This is a genomic window from Deinococcus yavapaiensis KR-236 (genome assembly GCF_003217515.1).
In the GTDB taxonomy this organism is placed as follows: Bacteria; Deinococcota; Deinococci; order Deinococcales; family Deinococcaceae; genus Deinococcus_A; species Deinococcus_A yavapaiensis.
In genome coordinates, this window is record NZ_QJSX01000003.1 from 49887 (window position 1) to 69768 (window position 19882).

19 protein-coding genes are annotated in these 19882 nt (G+C 65.6%); 14 read left to right on the plus strand and 5 right to left on the minus strand.

The window, feature by feature from the left end:
- Nucleotides 1-30 precede the first annotated feature (30 nt).
- From DES52_RS04400 to accC, 9 genes are all read left to right on the plus strand, one after another.
- Nucleotides 31-963 (plus strand): polyprenyl synthetase family protein, encoded by a 933-nt coding sequence (locus DES52_RS04400; protein WP_110885582.1) that lies wholly within the window; start codon nt 31-33, stop codon nt 961-963.
- A 96-nt stretch (nt 964-1059) separates the two neighbouring features.
- Entirely contained in the window at nt 1060-2292 is a 1233-nt protein-coding gene (locus DES52_RS04405; protein WP_110885583.1) for a Glu/Leu/Phe/Val family dehydrogenase, read from the plus strand.
- The gene (locus DES52_RS04410; protein WP_110885584.1) at nt 2289-3602 is read left to right on the plus strand and encodes a Glu/Leu/Phe/Val family dehydrogenase; all 1314 of its coding nucleotides are present in this window, start codon (nt 2289-2291) and stop codon (nt 3600-3602) included. Before DES52_RS04405 ends, DES52_RS04410 begins: the two co-directional genes overlap by 4 nt.
- 98 nt (nt 3603-3700) lie before the next feature.
- Complete coding sequence (locus DES52_RS04415; RefSeq protein ID WP_110885585.1) at nt 3701-4630, plus strand: alpha/beta hydrolase; 930 nt, start codon at nt 3701-3703, stop codon at nt 4628-4630.
- Nucleotides 4627-5382 carry an SDR family NAD(P)-dependent oxidoreductase gene (locus DES52_RS04420; protein ID WP_110885586.1) on the plus strand — a complete coding sequence of 252 codons (756 nt, stop codon included), beginning with the start codon at nt 4627-4629 and terminating at the stop codon, nt 5380-5382. The genes DES52_RS04415 and DES52_RS04420 overlap by 4 nt, the downstream gene beginning before the upstream one ends.
- Before the next feature lie 44 nt (nt 5383-5426).
- Nucleotides 5427-6383 (plus strand): quinate 5-dehydrogenase, encoded by a 957-nt coding sequence (locus DES52_RS04425; RefSeq protein WP_110885587.1) that lies wholly within the window; start codon nt 5427-5429, stop codon nt 6381-6383.
- A gap of 26 nt (nt 6384-6409) precedes the next feature.
- The gene (gene efp, locus DES52_RS04430) at nt 6410-6967 is read left to right on the plus strand and encodes an elongation factor P (protein WP_110885588.1); all 558 of its coding nucleotides are present in this window, start codon (nt 6410-6412) and stop codon (nt 6965-6967) included.
- Nucleotides 6967-7452, plus strand: coding sequence for an acetyl-CoA carboxylase biotin carboxyl carrier protein (gene accB / locus DES52_RS04435; protein WP_110885589.1), 486 nt, complete (start codon nt 6967-6969; stop codon nt 7450-7452). The genes efp and accB overlap by 1 nt, the downstream gene beginning before the upstream one ends.
- Before the next feature lie 68 nt (nt 7453-7520).
- Nucleotides 7521-8858 carry an acetyl-CoA carboxylase biotin carboxylase subunit gene (gene accC / locus DES52_RS04440; RefSeq protein WP_110885590.1) on the plus strand — a complete coding sequence of 446 codons (1338 nt, stop codon included), beginning with the start codon at nt 7521-7523 and terminating at the stop codon, nt 8856-8858.
- 76 nt (nt 8859-8934) lie between these two features.
- Here accC and rnr read toward each other — a convergent pair whose 3' ends face one another.
- Complete coding sequence (gene rnr / locus DES52_RS04445; RefSeq protein ID WP_110885591.1) at nt 8935-12861, minus strand: ribonuclease R; 3927 nt, start codon at nt 12859-12861, stop codon at nt 8935-8937.
- Between the two features lie 183 nt (nt 12862-13044).
- Nucleotides 13045-13842, minus strand: a complete 798-nt coding sequence (locus DES52_RS04450) for an exodeoxyribonuclease III (RefSeq protein WP_245900700.1) — start codon at nt 13840-13842, stop codon at nt 13045-13047.
- Nucleotides 13843-13942: 100 nt separating this feature from the next.
- On the opposite strand from DES52_RS04450, the gene DES52_RS04455 reads away from it, so the two are divergent.
- Nucleotides 13943-14236 carry a hypothetical protein gene (locus DES52_RS04455; protein WP_110885592.1) on the plus strand — a complete coding sequence of 98 codons (294 nt, stop codon included), beginning with the start codon at nt 13943-13945 and terminating at the stop codon, nt 14234-14236.
- A 55-nt stretch (nt 14237-14291) separates the two neighbouring features.
- Here DES52_RS04455 and DES52_RS04460 read toward each other — a convergent pair whose 3' ends face one another.
- The gene (locus DES52_RS04460; RefSeq protein ID WP_110885829.1) at nt 14292-15362 is read right to left on the minus strand and encodes an App1 family protein phosphatidate phosphatase; all 1071 of its coding nucleotides are present in this window, start codon (nt 15360-15362) and stop codon (nt 14292-14294) included.
- Nucleotides 15363-15739: 377 nt separating this feature from the next.
- Between DES52_RS04460 and DES52_RS04465 the strand changes: the two genes are divergently transcribed.
- On the plus strand, nt 15740-16828 hold the full coding sequence (locus DES52_RS04465; protein WP_245900702.1) for a S8 family serine peptidase: 1089 nt from the start codon (nt 15740-15742) through the stop codon (nt 16826-16828).
- 10 nt (nt 16829-16838) lie between these two features.
- On the opposite strand, the gene DES52_RS04470 is transcribed toward DES52_RS04465, so the two are convergent.
- On the minus strand, nt 16839-17243 hold the full coding sequence (locus DES52_RS04470) for a hypothetical protein (RefSeq protein WP_110885593.1): 405 nt from the start codon (nt 17241-17243) through the stop codon (nt 16839-16841).
- Between the two features lie 80 nt (nt 17244-17323).
- Here DES52_RS04470 and DES52_RS04475 point away from each other — a divergent pair, with 80 nt between their 5' ends.
- From DES52_RS04475 to DES52_RS04485, 3 genes are read left to right on the plus strand one after another with little or no spacing between them, the layout of a single operon-like run.
- Nucleotides 17324-18082 carry a TSUP family transporter gene (locus DES52_RS04475; protein WP_110885594.1) on the plus strand — a complete coding sequence of 253 codons (759 nt, stop codon included), beginning with the start codon at nt 17324-17326 and terminating at the stop codon, nt 18080-18082.
- Between the two features lie 49 nt (nt 18083-18131).
- Nucleotides 18132-18677, plus strand: a complete 546-nt coding sequence (gene msrA, locus DES52_RS04480) for a peptide-methionine (S)-S-oxide reductase MsrA (protein WP_110885595.1) — start codon at nt 18132-18134, stop codon at nt 18675-18677.
- A 26-nt stretch (nt 18678-18703) separates the two neighbouring features.
- A complete protein-coding gene (locus DES52_RS04485) occupies nt 18704-19183 on the plus strand; it encodes an NUDIX domain-containing protein (protein WP_110885596.1) in 480 nt (159 codons plus the stop codon).
- A gap of 296 nt (nt 19184-19479) precedes the next feature.
- Here the strand turns inward: DES52_RS04485 and DES52_RS04490 are convergent, their stop codons facing one another.
- Entirely contained in the window at nt 19480-19854 is a 375-nt protein-coding gene (locus DES52_RS04490) for a DUF1622 domain-containing protein (protein ID WP_110885831.1), read from the minus strand.
- Nucleotides 19855-19882: the final 28 nt, after the last annotated feature.

Consider the following 19882-nt stretch of genomic DNA (forward strand, 5'->3'; position numbering starts at 1 on the left):
CTCTATACTGTGCTTGTGAAATCACTGCTCATGACTCCCATGGATGCGTTCGAGGCCCGGCTGCGCGAGGTGCTGCGTTCGCGCGTGGAGTTCATCGAGCTGATCGGTGACGACCTCGTGACGGCAGGTGGAAAGCGCTTCCGTCCGCACATGGTGTACCTGGCGATGAGGGCGCTCGGTCGCGTCGACGCACGCGAGACGGACCTCGCCGTCGCCGTGGAGTTGCTGCACAGCGCGTCGCTTCTGCACGACGACCTCATCGACGACGCCGACACGCGGCGCGGCAAGGCGGCGGCATATCGTCGCTACGGCAACGTGGTGAGCGTGATGTCGGGCGACTTCATGCTGTCTCGACTGCTGTCGTTGCTGGCAGGCATGCCCTCGACGCTGACGCGCGAATTCGGCGAGACGGCGTCCTTGGTATGCGAAGGCGAGGTGTTGCAGTTCCAAGTGGCGGCGTACGGAGATTACTCGTACGAGAACTACCTCGACATCATCACGGGCAAGACGGCGGCGCTGCTGCGCACGGCGGCGCGGGCGCCCGCGCTGCTCGTCGACGCGCCGCCCGAGGAGCTCGCGGCGCTTTCGACGTACGGCTTGGAGTTCGGCTTGGCGTTCCAGATGCAAGACGACCTCTTGGATTTGGCGTCGGACGTGGGAACGCTCGGCAAGCCGATCGGAGGAGACTTGCGCGAGGGCAAGGCGACGCTTCCGATTCTGCACTTGCTCGAGTCGCAGCACGCGCGGGAAGTGCGCGACATCCTGGAGCGCCGAGCGGGCCAGGAAGGAGACGTCGAGCGCGTTCGTGACCTCGCCGTTCAAAGTGGCGCGTTCGAGCGGACGCGCGAAGAGATCTTGTCTCGCTCGCGCACGGCGGTGGGCGCCCTGCATGTTCTTGCGCCTTCTCCGGCACGCCTCACCCTCGAGGATCTCGCGATGAACGCGGCTGAGCGCGTGAAGTGACGCTTAAGCTTGCACGTCGACGCATCTTCGAACTAATGCACGTTAGTTAGGTTGCAGTGTGTATAATCTGGATGCTTTTCAGTCCGGAGGTCGAACATGCAACCGACAACCCTCACGTGGCAAGGTCTGATGCGCCAGATGGAGCGTGCCTTGCCGTTTACCCAGGCCAGCGAACACTCGCTGGCCTATTTCAAGTACCCGAAGCGAACGGTGCGCTTCTCGCTGCCCGTGCGAATGGACGACGGGGGCGTCGACGTCTTCACGGGATACCGCACCGTCCACTCCATCGCGCGCGGACCCGCCACGGGCGGCGTGCGCTTCAAAGAAGGTCTCACCGCGCACGAGTGCGAAGTGCTCGCGGGCATCATGACCTTGAAGTGCGCCGTGATGGAGCTTCCCTTGGGCGGCGCGAAGGGCGGCGTCGACGTCGACGCCGAGAAGCTCTCGAAGAAGGAACTCGAACGCCTCACGCGCCGCTTCACGTCCGAACTCGTCGACTTCATCGGGCCGGGCGAGGACATCCTCGCGCCCGACATCGGCACCGACGATCAAGTCATGGCGTGGATGATGGACACGTACTCCGAACAAACTGGCACGACCACCACGGGCGTCGTGACCGGCAAACCCCTCGGCCTCGGCGGGTCCTTCGGCTCGAAGGAAGCGCGTGGTCGCGCCGCCGCGCAAGTCACCGAGCGGGTTCTCAAGGAGGACGGCGTCGACGGCGAAGTCACCGTCGCTATTCACGGCTTCGGAAACGTCGGGCGCGAACTCGCCCGACGTCTGCATCTGCAAGGCGCCAAGATCGTGGCGGTCGCCGATCAAGGCGGCGCCATTTACGACTCCTCGGGCCTCGACGTCGAGTCTCTCAGCGCGCACCGCGACTTCACGGGCAGCGTCCTCGGCTTCGCGCCCGAAATCAAGAGCGGACACCTCTTGACCCTCGACGTGACCGTGCTGGCCCTCAGCGCCGATTGGGGCGTCATCCACGAAGGCATCGCGCCCGGCGTGCGTGCCAAGTACATCCTGGAAGCCGCCAACCGCGCCGTGCTGCCCGACGCCGAAGAGCACCTCGCCGGAATCGTCATTCCCGACCTCGTCGCCTCCGGCGGCGGCGTCACGCTGAGCTACCTGGAGTGGGTGCAAGACGCCAACTCGTTCTTCTGGGCGGAAGACGAGATCTCCGGCGCCCTTTCGCGCCGCACGGCCCAGATGCTCGACCAAGTCCTGACGGCGAGACGTACGCTGAGGACGGACCTTCGAACGGCCGCCTACGCCCTCGCCCTCAACCGCCTGCACGAAGCCACGACCCTCAGGGGAGTCTACCCATGACGAAACTCGAATCCAGCTTGCCCGCCACCACCCGTCGCCACGACGTGCCCTCGTACCTCGACCCGAATCACCTCGGGCCGTGGGAAATCTATCTGGAGCAAGTCGAGCGCGTCACGCCTTACCTCGGCAAGCTCGCCTACTGGGTCGAGACCCTCAAGCGGCCCAAGCGCATTCTCGTGGTGGACGTGCCCATTCACCTCGACGACGGCTCTGTCGCGCACTTCGAAGGCTACCGCGTGCAGCACAACACCTCGCGCGGTCCCGCCAAGGGCGGCGTTCGCTATCACCAAGACGTGACGCTGAGCGAAGTCATGGCCTTGTCGGCTTGGATGACGGTCAAGAACGCGGCCGTGAACCTTCCCTACGGCGGCGGCAAGGGCGGCATCCGCGTCGATCCGCGCACCTTGTCGATGTCGGAACTCGAGCGCCTCACGCGCCGCTACACCTCCGAAATCGGCCTCATCATCGGCCCCGACAAGGACATTCCCGCGCCCGACGTCAACACCAATCCGCAGACCATGGCGTGGATGATGGACACCTACTCCATGAACGTCGGCAAGACTGCCACGGGCGTCGTGACGGGCAAGCCCATCAGCCTCGGCGGATCGCTCGGGCGCAGCGACGCGACGGGACGCGGCGTGTTCGTGACGGGCGCGCAGGCGATGCAGAAGATCGACTTGCCGCTCGAAGGCGCCCGCGTCGCCGTGCAAGGCTTCGGAAACGTCGGAAACGCCGCCGCCCGCATCTTCTTCGATCACGGCGCGAAAATCGTCGCGATTCAGGACGTGACGGCCACCTTGTACGACGAGGCAGGCATCGATCCGTACAAAGCGCAGGAGTACTTGCGCGCCCACGGCACGCTCGCGGGCCTCGAAGGCGCGCAGGAAATCTCACGCAACGACTTCTGGAGCTTGCCGTGTGACGTCCTCATTCCCGCCGCCCTCGAAAACCAGATCACCGAGGCGAACGCCTCCAAGATCACCGCGAAGGTCATCGTGGAAGGCGCCAACGGCCCGACCACTCCGATCGCCGACGACATCCTACGCGAAAAGGGCGTCCTCGTCGTGCCCGACGTGCTCGCGAACGCGGGCGGCGTGACCGTTTCGTACTTCGAGTGGGTTCAGGACTTCTCGTCGTTCTTCTGGACGGAAGAAGAAATCAACGCGCGTTTGGAGCGCGTCATGAAAGAGGCGTTCAATGGCTTGTGGGACGTCACCGAGCGTCACAAGGTCACGTTGCGCACCGCCGCGTACATCGTGGCGTGCACGCGCGTCCTCGAGGCGCGCGCCCTGCGCGGTCTGTACCCGTAAGCACCTTTTCGCACGCGCTCCCGACCGGGAGCGCGTTTTTTCGTTCGGCCCCTTATGAAGTACGCTGCTCGCATTCCAAGCTCAGGAGGCTCGATTTCATGCCGCTCGATCCGCACCTCAAGGAAGTCCTGCTGCAAATGGCCGCCGCTCCCCAACCGAACGGCCTCGAAGAAATGCGCGCCGCAGTCCACGCGAGCGCGGCGCGTACGCCCAAGCGGTCCGTGGAGGTCGCCCGGACGCGTGACTTGACCATCCCCGGGCCGGCGTCCGAGTTACCCGCAAGGCTGTACACGCCAACGGGAGCGGGCCCGTTTCCCCTCACCCTGTTCTTTCACGGTGGGGGCTTCGTCGCGTACAGCCTCGAAACGCACGATCACGTCACGCGCGAACTGTGCGCGAACGCGAACACGGCCGTGCTCAGCGTCGACTACCGCTTGTCACCCGAACACAAGTACCCGGCCGCCGTGGACGACGCCTACGCCGCCGTGCTGTGGGCCGCCGAACACGCGACCGAACTCGGCGCGGACGGACGGCGCTTCGCCCTGGCGGGCGACAGCGCGGGCGGCAACCTTTGTCTCGCCGTCGCTCAGCGCGTGCGCGACGAAGGCGGGCCGAACCTCGCCGCGCAACTCCTGATCTACCCCGCCGCCGACTTCGTGAACACCGAGCGCTACGCGTCGCGCCGCGAAAACGCCGACGGCTTCTTCCTCACCGAGGAGCGCATGCATTTCTTCGCGGGCGCCTATCTCGCCGACCCCACGCACGGCTCGCATCCGCACGTTTCGGCTTTGCACGCGGCGAATTTCCGAGGCTTTCCCCCGACCCTCGTGATGACTGCCGAGTTCGATCCCTTGCGTGACGAAGGCGCGGCGCTCGTCGACGCCATCAACGAGGAGGGCGGGCGCGCCGCCTTGCTGCCCGGCCCGGGCATGATTCACGGCTTCGCGAACATGACGGGCTTGTCGCCCGCCGCGGCGTCCCTCATGGATCAGGCGGGCTCGTGGCTGCGCCAGGAACTGTCGGCGTGACGCGCGTCGCCGTCATCACGGGCGCCGCGCAAGGCATCGGGCGCGAAACGGCGCGCGTGCTCGCCGAGCGAGGCTTCGCCCTCGTCCTGCTCGACTTGAGAGAAGTCGAAGGCGACTTCGGCGCGTCCACCTTGAAGCTCACGGGAGACGTGTCGAGCGAGGAGGACGTGAAGCGCTTCGTCACGCGCACGACCGAGAAGTTCGGCCGGGTGGACGTCCTCGTCAACAACGCGGGCATCTCGTGCATCGTGCCCGCCGAGGACACCACCACCGAGCAGTTTCGGCGCGTGCTCGACGTGAACCTTCTCGGGCCGTTCCTGCTTTCGCGCGAATTCGGCCGCGTCATGCTGGAGCGTGGAGAAGGCGCCATCGTCAACGTCGCGTCCGTCGCCGGTCTCGCGGGCGTGTCGGACCGCTCCGCCTACAACGCCAGCAAGCACGGCCTGATCGGCTTGACGCGCACCCTCGCGGGCGAGTGGGGCGGGCGGGGCGTGCGCGTCAACGCCGTGTGTCCCGGCTGGGTGAAGACTGAGATGGACGAGAAGGACGCCGGAAGCGGCGCCTACACGTCCGCCGACATCGAGCGCCGCGTTCCCATGGGCCGCTTCGCGACGCCGCGAGACGTCGCCGAGGCCATCGCTTTTCTCGCGGACGCCGACAAGAGCGCGTTCGTGAACGGCGTGGCGCTCAGCGTGGACGGCGGCTGGTACGCGGACGCGAGCTGGGAAAGTTTGCGGCTTGGCAAGCGGTGAGGAGTTTCACCGCTTCGTCACTCGACTCGTTAGAATCCTGAGTTATGACACAACTGCTGTCGAACTGGACGCCCGCGCCAAGTGGATACAAGCACGTCGTGAGCGTCTCCATCGGGTCGAGCAAGCGTGACGCCCGCGAGGAGACCGAGGTGCTCGGGCAGAAGTTCGTTCTCGAACGCCTCGGAACGGACGGCGACATGCGCAAGGCAGGCGACCTCCTCGGCGCGCTCGACGGCCGAGTCGACGCGTTCGGGCTCGGCGGCACCGATCTCTACATCGTCGCCGGGGATCGTCGCTACACCTTCCGCGATATCGCCAAGCTCGCGGCGAACGCGAGGACGACTCCGTTGCTCGACGGATCGGGCCTCAAGCACACCTTGGAGCGCGAAGCGATTCGCCTGCTCGATCCGGTCGTGGGCTGGAAGGGCCGGAGGACCTTGATGGTGAACGCCGTGGACCGCTTCGGGATGGCCGAGGCGTTGAGCGAGGCGGGCGCGCGCGTGATGTTCGGCGATCTCGTGTTCGGCCTCGGCATTCCCATTCCGATTCGCAGCCTCGACACGCTTCGCCGCACCGCGTACCTCTCCTTGCCCGTCATCACGCGCCTTCCTTTCCAGTGGTTCTACCCCACGGGCGAGAAGCAGGAGAAGACCGTGCAGGGAGCGGGCACGAAGTACTACGACGAGGCCGACGTCATCGCCGGGGATTTCTTGTACATTCGCCGCTACGCTCCCAGCCGCCTCGACGGCAAGACGATCTTGACGAACACCACCACGAAGCAGGACGTCGAGTGGGCGCGCGGTGCGGGAGCCGCGCGTCTGATCACGACGACGCCGCGCATCGGCGGGCGCTCGTTCGGCACGAACGTCATGGAGGCATTCTTCGTGGCTTTGAGCGGCGAGGGGCGACCGCTGACAGAAGACGAGTATCTGCGGTACATTCATTTGGTGGGTTTCAAACCCGAGATCACCGAATTGCAGGACGCGCCCAGCTCGGCTTGAGGCCCCTGCTGCACAGGAGACAACTGATGATCAGCGTGACGGAATTGCGCAACGGAACGAAAGTCGAGATGGACGGAGGCCTCTGGGAGTGCCTCGAGTACTCTCACCTCAAGATGGGACGCGGTGGCGCGAAGGTCGTCACGAAGTTCCGCAACATGGAGTCGGGTTCGATCGTGGACCGCACCTTCAACTCCGGCGAAAAGCTGCAAGACATCTTCGTCGAGACGAAGCCGATGCAGTTTCTGTACAAGGACGGCGACGACTACATCTTCATGGACATGGAAACGTTCGACCAACTCTCCCTGCCGCCCGTCCTCGCGGGTGACGCGGTGAAGTTCCTCAAGGAGAACCTCGAGGTCGAAGTGCAGATGTTCCGCGAAAAGCCCCTCAAGATCACGTTGCCGAACCAACTCGTGCTTCAGATCGTGGAGACGGACCCCGGCGTGCGCGGTGACACTGTCTCGGGCGGAACGAAGCCCGCCAAGCTGGAGACGGGCGCGGTCGTGCAAGTGCCGCTGTTCGTCGAGCAAGGCACGAACGTCCGCGTGGACACGCGCACCGGCGAGTACCTCGGGCGGGCCTGATGAACCCCGAGGCGCTCGCGAAGATTCTGGAGGCCCTCGCGGCGGCGGACGTGCGCGAGTTCAGCCTCGAAACGGGTGAGTACAAGCTCGCCGTGAAGCGCGGCGCGGAAGTCGTGACGATCGCCGCCCCCGCCGTGACCGTGGCGCCACCCGCGTCTGCCCCCGTGGCCGCCTCGGCTCCCGCCGCGTCCGCGCCGCAAGTGGAAGCGCCCGCGTCCACGCCCGAACCTGCCGCGCCCGCCAAGACCGCCGGGACGCCCGTGAAAGCCCCGATCGTCGGGACCTTCTACTCGGCGCCCTCGCCGGACAACCCGCCGTACGTCAAGGTCGGGGACCGCGTTGAAGTCGGGCAGGTGCTGTGCATCATCGAGGCGATGAAGCTCATGAACGAGATCGAGAGTGACGTCGCCGGAATCGTGCGCGAAGTTCTCGTGAAGAACGCCGAGCCCGTCGAGTACGGCCAGACGCTCTTCGTCATCGAGTGAGGCGAACGTGCCCGCCTCGACGCCCGACCGAAACGGTCGGGCTCTTTTGTAGAAAGGGAATTTGAACCGTGTTCAAGAAGATTTTGATCGCGAACCGAGGCGAGATCGCGCTGCGCGTCATCCGCACGGCCAAGGAGATGGGCGTCAAGACGGTCGTCGTGTACTCCGAAGCCGACGAAGGCAGCCTCCCCGTCCTGCTCGCCGACGAAAGCGTCTGCGTGGGGCCGTATCCCAGCAACAAGAGTTACCTCAACGTGCAAAACATCCTCTCGGCCGCCCTCATGACGGGCGCGGAGGGCATCCACCCCGGCTACGGCTTTCTCGCCGAGAACCCCGACTTCGCCGAGATGTGCCGCGATCACGGCATCGTCTTCATCGGCCCGACCCCCGAAAGCATGCGCGCGCTCGGTTCCAAGGCGGGCGGACGTGAAATCGCCGCGCAGTCCGACGTCCCCGTCGTGCCGGGCACGGGCGTTCTGGACAGCGTCGACGACGCTCTGCTCGCCGCCAAGCAGATCGGCTATCCCGTTCTTCTCAAGGCGTCGGCGGGCGGTGGGGGACGCGGCCAGAAAGTCGTGCGTACCCAAGAGGAGCTCAGGACGGCCTTCAGCCAAGCGCAAGAGGAAGCGCGCCTTTACTTCGGCGATCCCGCCATCATCATGGAGAAGTTCCTCGAAGAATTTCGTCACGTCGAAGTGCAGGTGATCGGGGACGGCAACGGCCACGTCATTCACATCGGCGAGCGGGACTGCTCCATTCAGCGCCGCAACCAGAAGCTCATCGAGGAAGCGCCTTCCACGCTGCCGCAAAGCTTGCGCGAGGAGATCCTCTCGGCGGGCGTGCGCCTCGCGAAATTCGTGAACTACGCGGGCGCCGGGACTTTGGAGTTCATCGTCGACCGCGACGGCAACTTCTACTTCATGGAGATGAACACCCGCATCCAAGTCGAGCACTGCGTCTCCGAGGAAATCAGCGGACTCGACTTCGTGAAACTTCAACTCGAAATCGCCTCCGGGATGCCCCTCACCCTCGCGCAAGAAGACGTCGTCTTGAGCGGTCACGCCATCGAATGCCGCATCAACGCCGAAGACCCCGATAAGGACTTCCGTCCGGCAGCGGGCAAGATCGACAACATCCACTTCGCGGGCGGGCCGGGCGTGCGCGTCGACTCCCACGCGTACAGCGGCTACACCATCCCTCCGCACTACGACAGTCTCATCGGCAAGCTCATCGTGCACGGCGAAACGCGCGATCACGCCATACGCCGAATGAAGCGCGCCCTCGAAGAGACCGTCATTCAAGGCCCGAAGACGACGGTGCCGCTGTACGTCAAGATCATGGACAACCCGTTCTACAAACGCGGCGCCGTCATGACGAACTTCCTGAAGACGCGCATGGAAGCCTAAGGCAGAGCCCGGAGGGCCCGAACTTAGCAAAAGCCCCTCTCCCACCAAGGGAGAGGGGCTTTTTTGAGAGGCGCGATCAGCTTTCGCTCGTGCCGTTCGGCTTGCCGCGTCCACGGCGGCGACGGCGACGGCGGTTGCCGCCTCCATTGGCGTCGCCTTGCTGCTGCGGTGCGGCGGGCTGAGCCGCCGCCTGCTGAGGCTGCGGGCGAGGGCGGCGTTCGCTTTGGGAAGCGCCACGGCCGTTTTGCTGGCTTGACGGACGAGGTTGCTTGTAGCCGGGATTGCCGCCCGAGGCCTCGTCTTCGCGCAGATTCTCCGAGCTCCAGTCGCCGAAGTACATGCGTTGCACGGTCACGGCGATAGGACGGTTGTGCTCGTTTCGGGGGCGTTCCATGGTGACGATGCGGCGCTTCGGCCCGTTTCCGCCTCGCGAGGCAGGCGGCGCGAGGCGTTCGGTGGGCGTGTGGCGGTTGCCGACGCGCCCGCGATCGCCGCGACCCTCACGGTTCTCTTGACGGCCGTCGACGCGCCCGGCGTCACCACCGTCGCTCGTCGGAGTGCGCGGCGCGAGCGTCGTTTTCGTGTCGCGTTCTTGATCGCGCTCGCCTCGGCGGCGCGCGCGCGGTCTGGAGTTGGGGTCGGTCATGTCGGTCTCCTGCGTGAAGTCGATGCTGCGGGCGATGGGATTGACTTGTGCGATTTGCACGCGAACGAAGTCGCCCATGCGGAAGGTGCGGCCCGAAGAGCGACCCCGCAGCATCAGGGCGTCCTCGATGAAGAAGTAGTAGTCGTCGTCGAGGTTGCTGATGTGCAACAGACCTTCCACGCCGTTCTCCAGCACGACGAACACGCCGAAGGACGTGACGCCCGAAACCGTTCCGTCGAAGTCCTCGCCGAGGTGCGCCTGAGCCCACTTCGCTTGGTAGTACTTCGTGAGTTCGCGCTCCGCCTCGGCGGCGGCACGCTCGCGCTCCGACGTGTGCTCGCCCATCTTCGGCAACTCGGCCCTCAGCGCTTCGAGGCTTCCCGCACCTTCGCCCGTGAGGTGGGCGCGCAAGGCACGATGCACGATGAGATCCGGGTAGCGACGAATGGGGGACGTGAAGTGCAAGTACTCCTCGAACGCGAGGCCGAAGTGCCCCAAGTTCTCCCCGGCGTACCGCGCTTGCTTCAGCGAGCGCAACAGCAACGTGTTGGCGACCGTTTCCTGAGGCGTACCGCGCACCTTCTTGAGGGCCGCTTGGTACGCTTGCGGCGTCGGCTCGTCGCCGAGCGTCACGCCCATCTTCGCGAGGGCCGCGCTGACCTCCGCGAAGCGCCCCTGGGTGGGCTCCTCGTGCACGCGGTACAAGGCGGGCACGTTCTTTTCCAGCATGTGCCGCGCGACGACCTTGTTGGCGAGCAGCATGAGGTCTTCGATCATGCCGCGCGCCGTTTCCTCGCGAATCGGGATGAGCTGGAGGTTGCCTTCCTTGTCGATGTCCACTTTGACTTCGCGCAACTTGAAGTCGAGGCTGCCGTTGCGCAACCTCTTTTGGCGCATGCGCGACGTGATCTTGAGCAGGCGGTGCAAGTCGCCTTCCAAAAAGCGCGCGAAGTCCGGTAGGGCCGCGCTCGCCTCGGAGTAGGCTTGCACTTCGTCGTAGGTGAGGCGGGCCTTCGAGCGGATGACGGACGGCGTGAGTTCCACGCGCAGCGCGTCTCCGTCCGAGTTCACTTCGATGAGCGCGGACAGCGACAAGCGGTCCTCGTTGGGAACCAAGCTGCACACGCCGTTCGAGAGGCGTTCGGGCAGCATCGGCAGAACGCGGCCCGGCAGGTACACGCTCGTCGCGCGCGCCAAGGCTTCCTTGTCGAGGTCGGTGCCCGCGCGCACGTACGCGGACACGTCGGCGATGTGCACGCCGATCAAGAAGTTGCCGTTGTCGGCATTCTCGATGTGAATGGCGTCGTCGAAGTCCTTCGCGTCGCGTCCGTCCACCGTGAAGATGTTCAGGTGGCGAAGGTCGAGGCGACCTTCGAACGCCTCCTCGGGAATCGACGTCGGAATCGCTTCGGCTTCCCGCAGCACTTCCTCGGGAAACTCGTCGCGCAAGCCGAACTTCACGATGACGGCTTGCGTTTCGGTTTCGGGATCGTCGGTGTCGCCCAAGACGCGCGTGACGCGGCCGAAGACTTCGTCTTCACCGGTGTCTTCCGGCCAGAAGAGCTCCACGACGACGCGGGCGCCCGTCGGGACGTTCTCGGTGCCGTCAGGCAGCAGCAGGATGCGGTGCCGAGCGCGGGAATCGTCCGCTTTCAGCAACGTGTATCCCTTGGAGTGCTCCAAGGTGCCGACGAGTTGATGGTAGGCGCGCGCGACGATGCGCACGACAGTCGCACGGGTCGACTCGCCGCGCCGCTCTCGATCTCGGCCTCGCCCTTCGGCGGGGCGTTCCTCGACGCGCACGAAGACGGTGTCGCCGTTCCAAGCTTCCATCGTCGCTTCCGGCGCGATGTAGTAATCGTCGCCGCCCGCGTCGGGAATCACGAAGCCGTACCCGCCTTGCGTCGCCTGGAAGCGGCCACGCACGAGGTTCATGGCTTCCGGCAGACCGTACGTGCGCTTGCGCGTCCGAACGACGCTGCCTCGCTCCACGAGTTCTTCGAGCAAGTCTTCGATCTTGCCTCGCGCTCCGAGCTTCTCGCGGTCCTTGCGCGTGAGCTGGCGCTCCAAGTCTCGAACGTGCACGGGGCGGCCGAGTCGTTGCAGGAACGACACGAGGAACGCGCCCGCCTCGGACGACGGCGCGACGGGTTCGAGCGCCTCATCGGCTTCCCGAGCGAGCGCTTCGACTTCCTGCGTGGCGTCGCCCATCGACACCACCTCGGTCGCCTCGACCGTACTCTTCTTGTTCTTGCCGCGCTTGGGCTTCTTGGGTGCCGCTTCGGGCGCGGCAGGCTCGGTGGTAACGACTTCCGCGATGGGCACCGGCAGGGCGTCTTCCTCGGTCTGGGCGGCCTTCTTGCCGCGCCGAGGCTTCTTGGCGGGCGGAGCGACTTCGGTTGGCGTTTCGGCGGCGCTCGTCGTCTCGACGGGTGACACCTCGGCAGGCGCTTCGGCGGGGGTTACCTCGGCTTTCTTGCCTCGGCGGGGCCGCTTCGGCTTCGCGGACGGCACTTCTTCGATCATGCTCGCGTCCGCCGAAGCGACGGGGTCGGGGGCGGCCTCTTCCAGCAACTGGGCGGGAACGCCGTCGACCGGATCGCTCGGCGCTTGCGGCACGTCGCGCGGTTGAGGTTGCAATTCCGTCTCGTCCGCGTCGAGCCCTTCGAGCAGTTGGCTCGGCGCGCCGTCGACGGGTGAGGAAGCCGAGACCTCGCCTTCGTTCGGCGAGGTCGCCTCGGAAGTCGCGGCCGTCTTCTTGCGGCGGTTCGTGCGCTTAGGTTCGGCGGGCGGCGCTTCTTCAGCGGGCGCGACGGGCGCCGCGCCCTTGGCTTTGCGTTCACGCTTCGCCTTCGGGCGGATGGTCACGCCCGTTTCCTCGCTCAGGAGGGCGGCGTCGCGGGGCGTTTCTGGGGTAGGGGTGGGTTCGAACGTGGCGTTGTCCGCGTCTTGCGCGGGCACGAGGGCGAGGGCCGGCGCCTCCGCTGCGGAAGGCACGTCCGTAGGCGTGTTCCCGCTCGCCTGCGCCGTAACCTCCGAGTCGACGGACGCCTCGGGGTTCTGACGGCGAGACGGCTTGCGCGCGCTCTTCTTCGCAGCTGGAGTCTTCGTCGTGGTGTCTTCGGACTGCGACGTCGCTTGAATTTCAGTGGGCGTGTTCGTCGAGGCGGGCACGTCGGACGCCGTCTCGGCGACTTCGGCTGACTTGGCACGTGTCTTGCGCGCCTTCGTCGCCTTCGGAGGTGGGTTGCTGACCTGAGAGGCGGCCTTGCGGCTTTGCTTTCTCGAGGTCGGGGCGGTCGTCTCGTCGCTCGTGTTCTGCGCGGCGACCGCGGTGTCCTCTTTCTTTTTCGGCATTCAGCACCTTGATGTCATGAACGGTGAACGGCGCGCTCCTCGGGTTCCTTGTGGGCGCGCGTTCGTGCGATCGCACCGTGACCGCTCTGGCCGGAACGCGACTCACTCGTGCGCCGCGTTCTCGTGGCGAGTTCAGTATACCATCGGGCGAGCCGAACTCGTGGTGGCACGTGAAGAAAAGCCCTACACGAGGGCGCGTACGATCTCAGACGGCCCTACGATCTCGCCGACGATCGGGGCGTGGTCGCTCAAACGGGCGCTCCGCGCCGCGCTCACGTGACGCACGACGAGGCCCGACGCCAGCAGGTAGTCGAGCCGCCACCCGACGTCGTTTTCATAAGCGCGTCCACGGTTCGACCACCACGAGTACTCCGCACGCTCGCCGAGCGTCTCGCGGTGGGTGTCGGCGAGGCCCAATTGCAGCATGTTCGTCATCCACAGGCGCTCGTGCGGCAAGAAGCCCGAATTCTTGGTGTTCGACCGCCAATTCTTGAGGTCGATCTCGCGGTGCGCCACGTTGAAGTCGCCGCCCAGCAGCACCGGTCCCTCGGCAAGTCGCGCGCGCGTCCACGACTCGAACTTCGACAGGAAGTCGTCCTTCACGGCTTGCCGAGTCTCGCCGCTGCTTCCGCTGGGAACGTAGACGCTCGCGAAGGAGGCGCCCGCGAACCGCGCGAGGATCACGCGTCCCTCGGCGTCGTGGCCTTCGTGTCCGAGCCCGATTCGTACCTCGTCCGGAGCGCGCCGCGACAAGATCGCCACGCCGCTGTAACCCGCTTTCACGGCGGGCGCCCACACGCTGTGGTAGCCGAGCTCGGCGAACACCTCGGGATGCGGGTCGGCGCGTACCTCCTGCAAAAGCAGCACGTGCGGACGCTCGCGTGCCAGCCACTCGATGAGGCCCTTTCGCAACGCGGAGCGCAAGCCGTTCACGTTGAAGGTGGCGACGCGAGCAATAGGAGGTGCGACTTCGATGGACACGCACACAGCATAGCTTGAGCGTCCCTTCACTTCACGGGCTCGTTGACGGTCCGGTCTTCGGCACTTACGCTACGCTAAGAAAAGGAAAGGGGGTCCTTTCATGAGTACAGTCGAATTTCATGACGAGCGCGGGCAGCTGCTCGAGAACGCGGCGGACTTCGCGAACGCCGAGAAGATCGTGAAAGTGTGGGCCGAACGCAACGACTTCGAGCGCGTCGTGTTTCATCAGGAGGGCGACAAGCTGTGGGTCCAGCTCGGAGAGCACAAGCTCAACTACTGGATGCCGCATCAGGCGTTGAAGAACGGCAGCAGCGACGACATCGAGATGCAACTCGACTTCGCGCGAGGCGCTCAACGCCGTGAAGCCGCCGGGTACGAAAAGTTCGACCGGTAAGGGCCCGAACACCGAGGGAAGGCGAGCGGCGCTTCAAAGCGCCGCTCGCCTTCCCTCAGCGGCTCGCCGATTCGCCCACTTCGCGAACGCTCGACGCGGGAATGAGGCCGAGCGCGTACGCGTGGTGCGCCGCCGCGAGCGAGTCCGTGGCGAGCACGAGGTCCACGTTCGCCGCGCGAAGCTCGTGACGTAGCGCCATCACCTCGCTCCGCCGCCGCGCGCCCGTCACTTCGCGGATGTACACCGCCAAGACCCGATCAGGGTGCGCCCTCACCACCTCGCGGTAGATTTCGGGGTCCTGCTCGCCGCTGTCACCGACGAGCACGAACTTCAACGTCGGGTACATCCCGACGATGCGTGCGATCGCCTCGAGTTTGTGGTCGCCGTGCACGGGATGCAGCGTCGACAAGCTCCAGTCGCGCAGGAAGATCGGCCCGAGGGGAATGTGACGGTATTCCAAGAAGGCCCACAGCATGTCGAAGAGATTCCACGGGCTGCTCGACACGTAGAAGACCGGGTTGGACGCCGAACCGCTCGGACCGCCGACGAGCGCGCGGTACAAAGCGCTGACGCCTGGAAAGGGAAGACGCGTGCGGGCGTTGCCGAGCATCACCGTGGTGAGCATGCGCCAGCGGCGCGTCACCTTCGACTCCACGACCGTATCGTCGAGGTCGGAGATCACGCCGAACGCCGCGCTTTGCACGACGTGCACGGGCGCCGTCACCGCAGAGTCCGGCGAGCCGAGCGTCAAGGCCGCCTCGTGCCACTCGCCGCTCAGGGGCGCGTCGAAGGCGAACGTGAGGTCGAAGTAGCCTTCCTGGTCCGTCGTGGCGGTCGCGCGCACGCCAGCCAAGGTGCCGTGCACGGCGACGCCGTGCACCTCGCGGCTCAAGAAGCGGCGAGCCACGTTGAGGGCGTTGCGCCAGCGAGGATCTCGCTCGGTCGCCTCCGTGAGGGTGCGCGGACGTAGGACACGTCCGCGCAAAGTCGCGTGAGTCGGGGTGCCGTAACCGCAAAACGCCACGATCACGAGACGACCCGTTTTGCGGCGCTGCTGGACGAAACGACCGAAGCGCTTGTCGAGGGTCGTGTTGGCGATGTTGAGAAAGTCGAGGAGACGACTCACGCGGTCAGTGTACGACAGCGGCCCTGACGGGAGGCGGCGCTTCAAGAACGGCTCAGGTGACCTCACGGCAAAACGGTCGCTCGCCGGAAACGTGGAAGCGAGAGGACGACCGCTTCTCACGCAGCCCGGCGACGCTCGTCGACGCCACGAGGTCGGCGCATTTTCGACGGTGACGAGGTGTTCGCGGGCATGCCACCAACATCGACCGTACAAGTCTCATGGTTGACCGAGCGCCGCCGATTCACTGCTCGCGAAACGACTTGGACGACGCGACTTACAAGAGGACGACCGTTCGCCGAGATGACCGCCGAGGACGCGCTCATGCGCACCGAGAGAAGTGCTCAGGCGCCCGTCAGGTCCTCGTGCGATCCTGACGCGTGCGCCGCTTTGCCTCATTCTCGCTTTTGACCGCCGCCTTCTTGGCGGGCGTCGCGCCTGCCATTCGCGCCACGCCCGTCGTGACCCAATCTCCCGTGGTCCCACCCTCCCTGCCGTGGAACTTGGCGGCCATTCACCTGCCGATTTCGACCGTCTCGCTCGGCGCCATGTCGACCACCGCCTCCACTTCGAACACCATCGCCATCCTCGACACCGGCTACGCGACCGTTCCCTCGATTCGTGGAACGGTCGTCAACGGCTACGACTTCGTTTCGGACGCCGCCACGTCCGGCGACGGCGACGGCCGCGACGCCGACGCGACCGACACCGGCGCGACGAGCTATCACGCGTCCATGGTGGCGGGCATCGTCGCCAGCATCGACCCCACGGCGACGTTCGTGCACGTTCGCGTCGCCGACGACGACGGCCACATTCGGGTCAACGACCTCGTGGACGGCTTGCGCTGGGCGGCTGGCTTGCCCGTGACGGGCGTGCCTCTCAACACGAAACCCGCGAAGATCGTGAACCTCAGCCTCTTCGTCGACTTCATTCCCCTCACGCGCTGCGACGCGCGGGTGCAAAGCGCTTTGAGTGCCGTCGCGGCGCGCGGCGTGATCGTCGTGGCGGGCGCGGGCAACGACGACCGCGACGCGAGCGGGTATTCGCCCGCGGGTTGCCGAGACGTCATCACCGTGACGGCGACGGACGCGACCGATCGGCGTGCGAACTACGCCAACTACGGTCCCACGATCACGCTTGCCGCGCCGGGCGGCACGGCCGCTTCGCTGATCGATGTGTCCACCCCGAACGGAACGGAGCGTCAGATGGGCACCAGCATCGCGGCGCCGCACGTCACGGGCGTCGTGAGTCTGCTGCTGCGGGCCAAGCCGACCCTGAGGCCCGCCGAAGTCACGGCGATTCTCAAGGACACCGCGACGAAGTTCGAAGGCGGAGCGTGCGACGTCCGCTCGCCCTTGAAGACGTGCGGCGCGGGCCTGCTGAATGCCGAGGCGGCCTTGGCCCGCGTGGCGACCGCCGCGAAGACGAGCGGGCGTTCGAGTGCCGCCCGAATGCCCGCTCGTCCTTGAAGCCTGGTCGTTACTGGGTGATCGGCGCGAGACCGGTGATCTCCGTCGCCTTCTTCGTCTTGTCGTACAGGCACTGGTAGCGAGCGCGAGCGTCCCCGTCGGGGCCGCGCACCGTGATGACGCTTTCGTGAACCCAGCCGCCGCCGGTTTGCAGACGCGTGCCGTTGACGCGCTCCACCGGCGGCGCGAAAACGAGGGTGAAGCCTTTCGGAAGCTGCTCGGCGAGCTTTTCTTGGCACTGCTGAAGGAACAGCCACTTGCTGACGCCGCCTTGTGCAGCGTCGGACTCCAAGGGGTTGTTGCGAATGGCCAGGCCCGTGAGCAGCGTACCCAGGGCGAGCAAAGCGACGAGGACGAGCCAAAGGAACACTCGGGACGCGCTGGCGCCACGACGAGCAGGAACGGAAGTAGCCATCAAGAATCCTCCGACGCACAGAATACCAGTCGCCGCCGCCGAACTTTGCGAGTCCGCACGCGACCTGATAGGGTGACGCGGTGCCGAGTCCCGACGTCTTGCTGTACGGCCTGCCTCTCGCGTTTCTTGCCGGATTCATCGACGCGATCGCTGGTGGTGGCGGCGTCATCACCATTCCCACGCTGTACTTCATGGGATTGTCGCCAGGGCAAGTCGTCGCGACGAACAAGCTGCTCGCCATCTTCGGCTCGGCGAGTTCCAGCTTTCAATTCTGGCGCAAGGGCGGCGTCGACAAGGCGTTGCTGCTGCGCATGGCGCCCCTCGCGCTTTTCGGAAGCGCGGTCGGCGCGGTGCTCGTCTCCAACCTCAAGAACGACGATTTGTTTCGCAACCTCATCGCGGGGCTGATCTTGCTCGTGGGCGTCCTCGTCGTGACGAACAAGAAGCTCGGCTTGGAAAACCGCTACGAAGGGCTGACGGGACGTACGCTTTCGATCGCTTTGCCCGCCGCCCTCGCGATCGGCGTGTACGACGGATTCTTTGGGCCGGGCACCGGAACTTTTTTGATGTTCGTGTTCGTGCGCTTCTTGCACTTCGACTTCGTGAAGGGCAGCGGCAACGCCCGCGTCGTCAACTTCCTCACGAACCTCGGGGCGTTCGTGGCCTTCCTGATCGGCGGGAAGATGGTGTTTTGGCTTGGCCTCCCCATGGGAGTCGCGAACGCTCTCGGCGCGACCCTCGGCGCCCACTTGGCGATGCTTCGCGGAAGCGCCTTCATTCGCGTGATCTACGTCGGAATCGTCCTTGCCGTCGTGGGAAGATTGCTGTTCTTCTCGTAAAGGGCGAAGCAGCTCAGTTGAGCGCGCCGCTTCACGCGACAATACCGACATGATGAATCTCGCGACGCTCGGCGGCGGGTGCTTTTGGTGTACGGAGGCGGTCTTTCAGCAAGTGCGCGGCGTCACGCGCGTCACGAGCGGGTACAGCGGCGGGCACGTGCCGCGCCCGACGTACGAGCAGGTGGTCACGGGCCGCACGGGTCACGCGGAAGTCGTGCAAGTCGAGTTCGACGACGAAGTCATCTCGTACCGCGACTTGTTGATGATCTTTTTCGGCACGCACGACCCCACGACGCCCGATCGTCAGGGCGCCGACGTCGGCACGCAGTACCGCAGCGTGATCTTCCATCACGACGAGCGGCAGCGAGGCGAGGCTTTGGACGTCATCGCCAAGCTCGACCACGAAGGCGTGTTCGGCGCGCGGCTCGTCACGCATGTCGCGCCGTTCGAGGCGTTCTACGAAGCGGAAGGCTACCACCAAGACTTCTACAAGAACAATCCGAACTACGGTTACTGCCGCGCGGTCGTCTCGCCGAAGGTCGCGAAGCTGCGCGCGTCGTTCGCCGACAAGCTCGTGGCCGTGCCGACGCGCTGAGAAGAGGATTGGGTAGACTGCCGCGCATGGATGCTTATATTCGCGGTCTACGGGCCAAGATCGGCCACGACCTCATCAAAGCGCCTGGCAGCGGCGTCGTCGCTCGAACGGAGGATGGCCGCGTGATGCTCGTCCGCCGATCGGACAACGGCTTGTGGGGGGTCGTCGGGGGCTGGGTGAGTCCCGGGGAGAGCGTTGCGGAGACGGCGGTGCGAGAGGCGATGGAGGAGACGGGGCACGAAGTCGAGATCGTGAGGCTTCTCGGCGTGTACTCGCACCCGGACATCACGCGCGGCACGTACCCCAACGGCGACCAGGCGGAGTTCGTGAACACGATCTTCGAGGCGCGCGTGGTGCGACAAGTGGGTGGCTTCGACGACGAGACCTTGGAGGTGCGCTTCTTCACGCCCGACGAGATTCCCGCGATCATCGACGAGGTGCAGCGCGCCGATCGTCAACCGATCCTCGACGCGCTGTCGAGCGAGGCCAGGCCGTTCATTCGGTAGCTTCGGCGCGGCCCTGGGACCGTACGGCGCCTTGAACTCGCGGGGCATTCGCTGACGTTCTTTGCGTCGCCGTACGACAGGACCGACTCGGGGTTCACGGGTCCGCTGCCACATAACGTGGGATCTTCGGTGAGAGGACACCTTCGCGATGCGCGAAGTGTCTCGAGTGAAGTTCGGCCTTCGAGCTTCGTGAAGTCGCGCGCCGACATGCTGCCGGTCCCACGGGACGAAGTGCTTCAGGGCGAGGCGCGACACGGCCACGAACGCGAGCAGTCCGAGTTGCGACTACGTAGACGTCACGCAGTCGCACTCTTGGCTTGCCGTTCTCCACTTTCGATCTCGCGCTCCAGAAAGTAGTTCAGCAGCGTCCGAATCGTGGCGATGGCCGCGAGTTGCCCGATGTCGTTCCAAGTCGGCGCCACCGCCGTGCGCAGAATGTCCGCCGCCAGCAGGAATTCCAGCGCGATCGCCAGCCACCGTCCGAGTCGAAGGCGCAGCACGAGGGTGTCGGCCGATTCCAAGCGCGACGACCGCAAAAACGCGTGGCCGGCCCTCAGGGTCGCTTCCAGGATTCCCAAAGCCACGACGATGCCGGCGATGCCCTCGACGCCCGCCGAGACGTACAGCGTCAACGCCCGCACGGTGTTCTCGATCGTCTCGAACAAGCTCATGGCCGCATGGTAGGAGAGGGCGATTTGC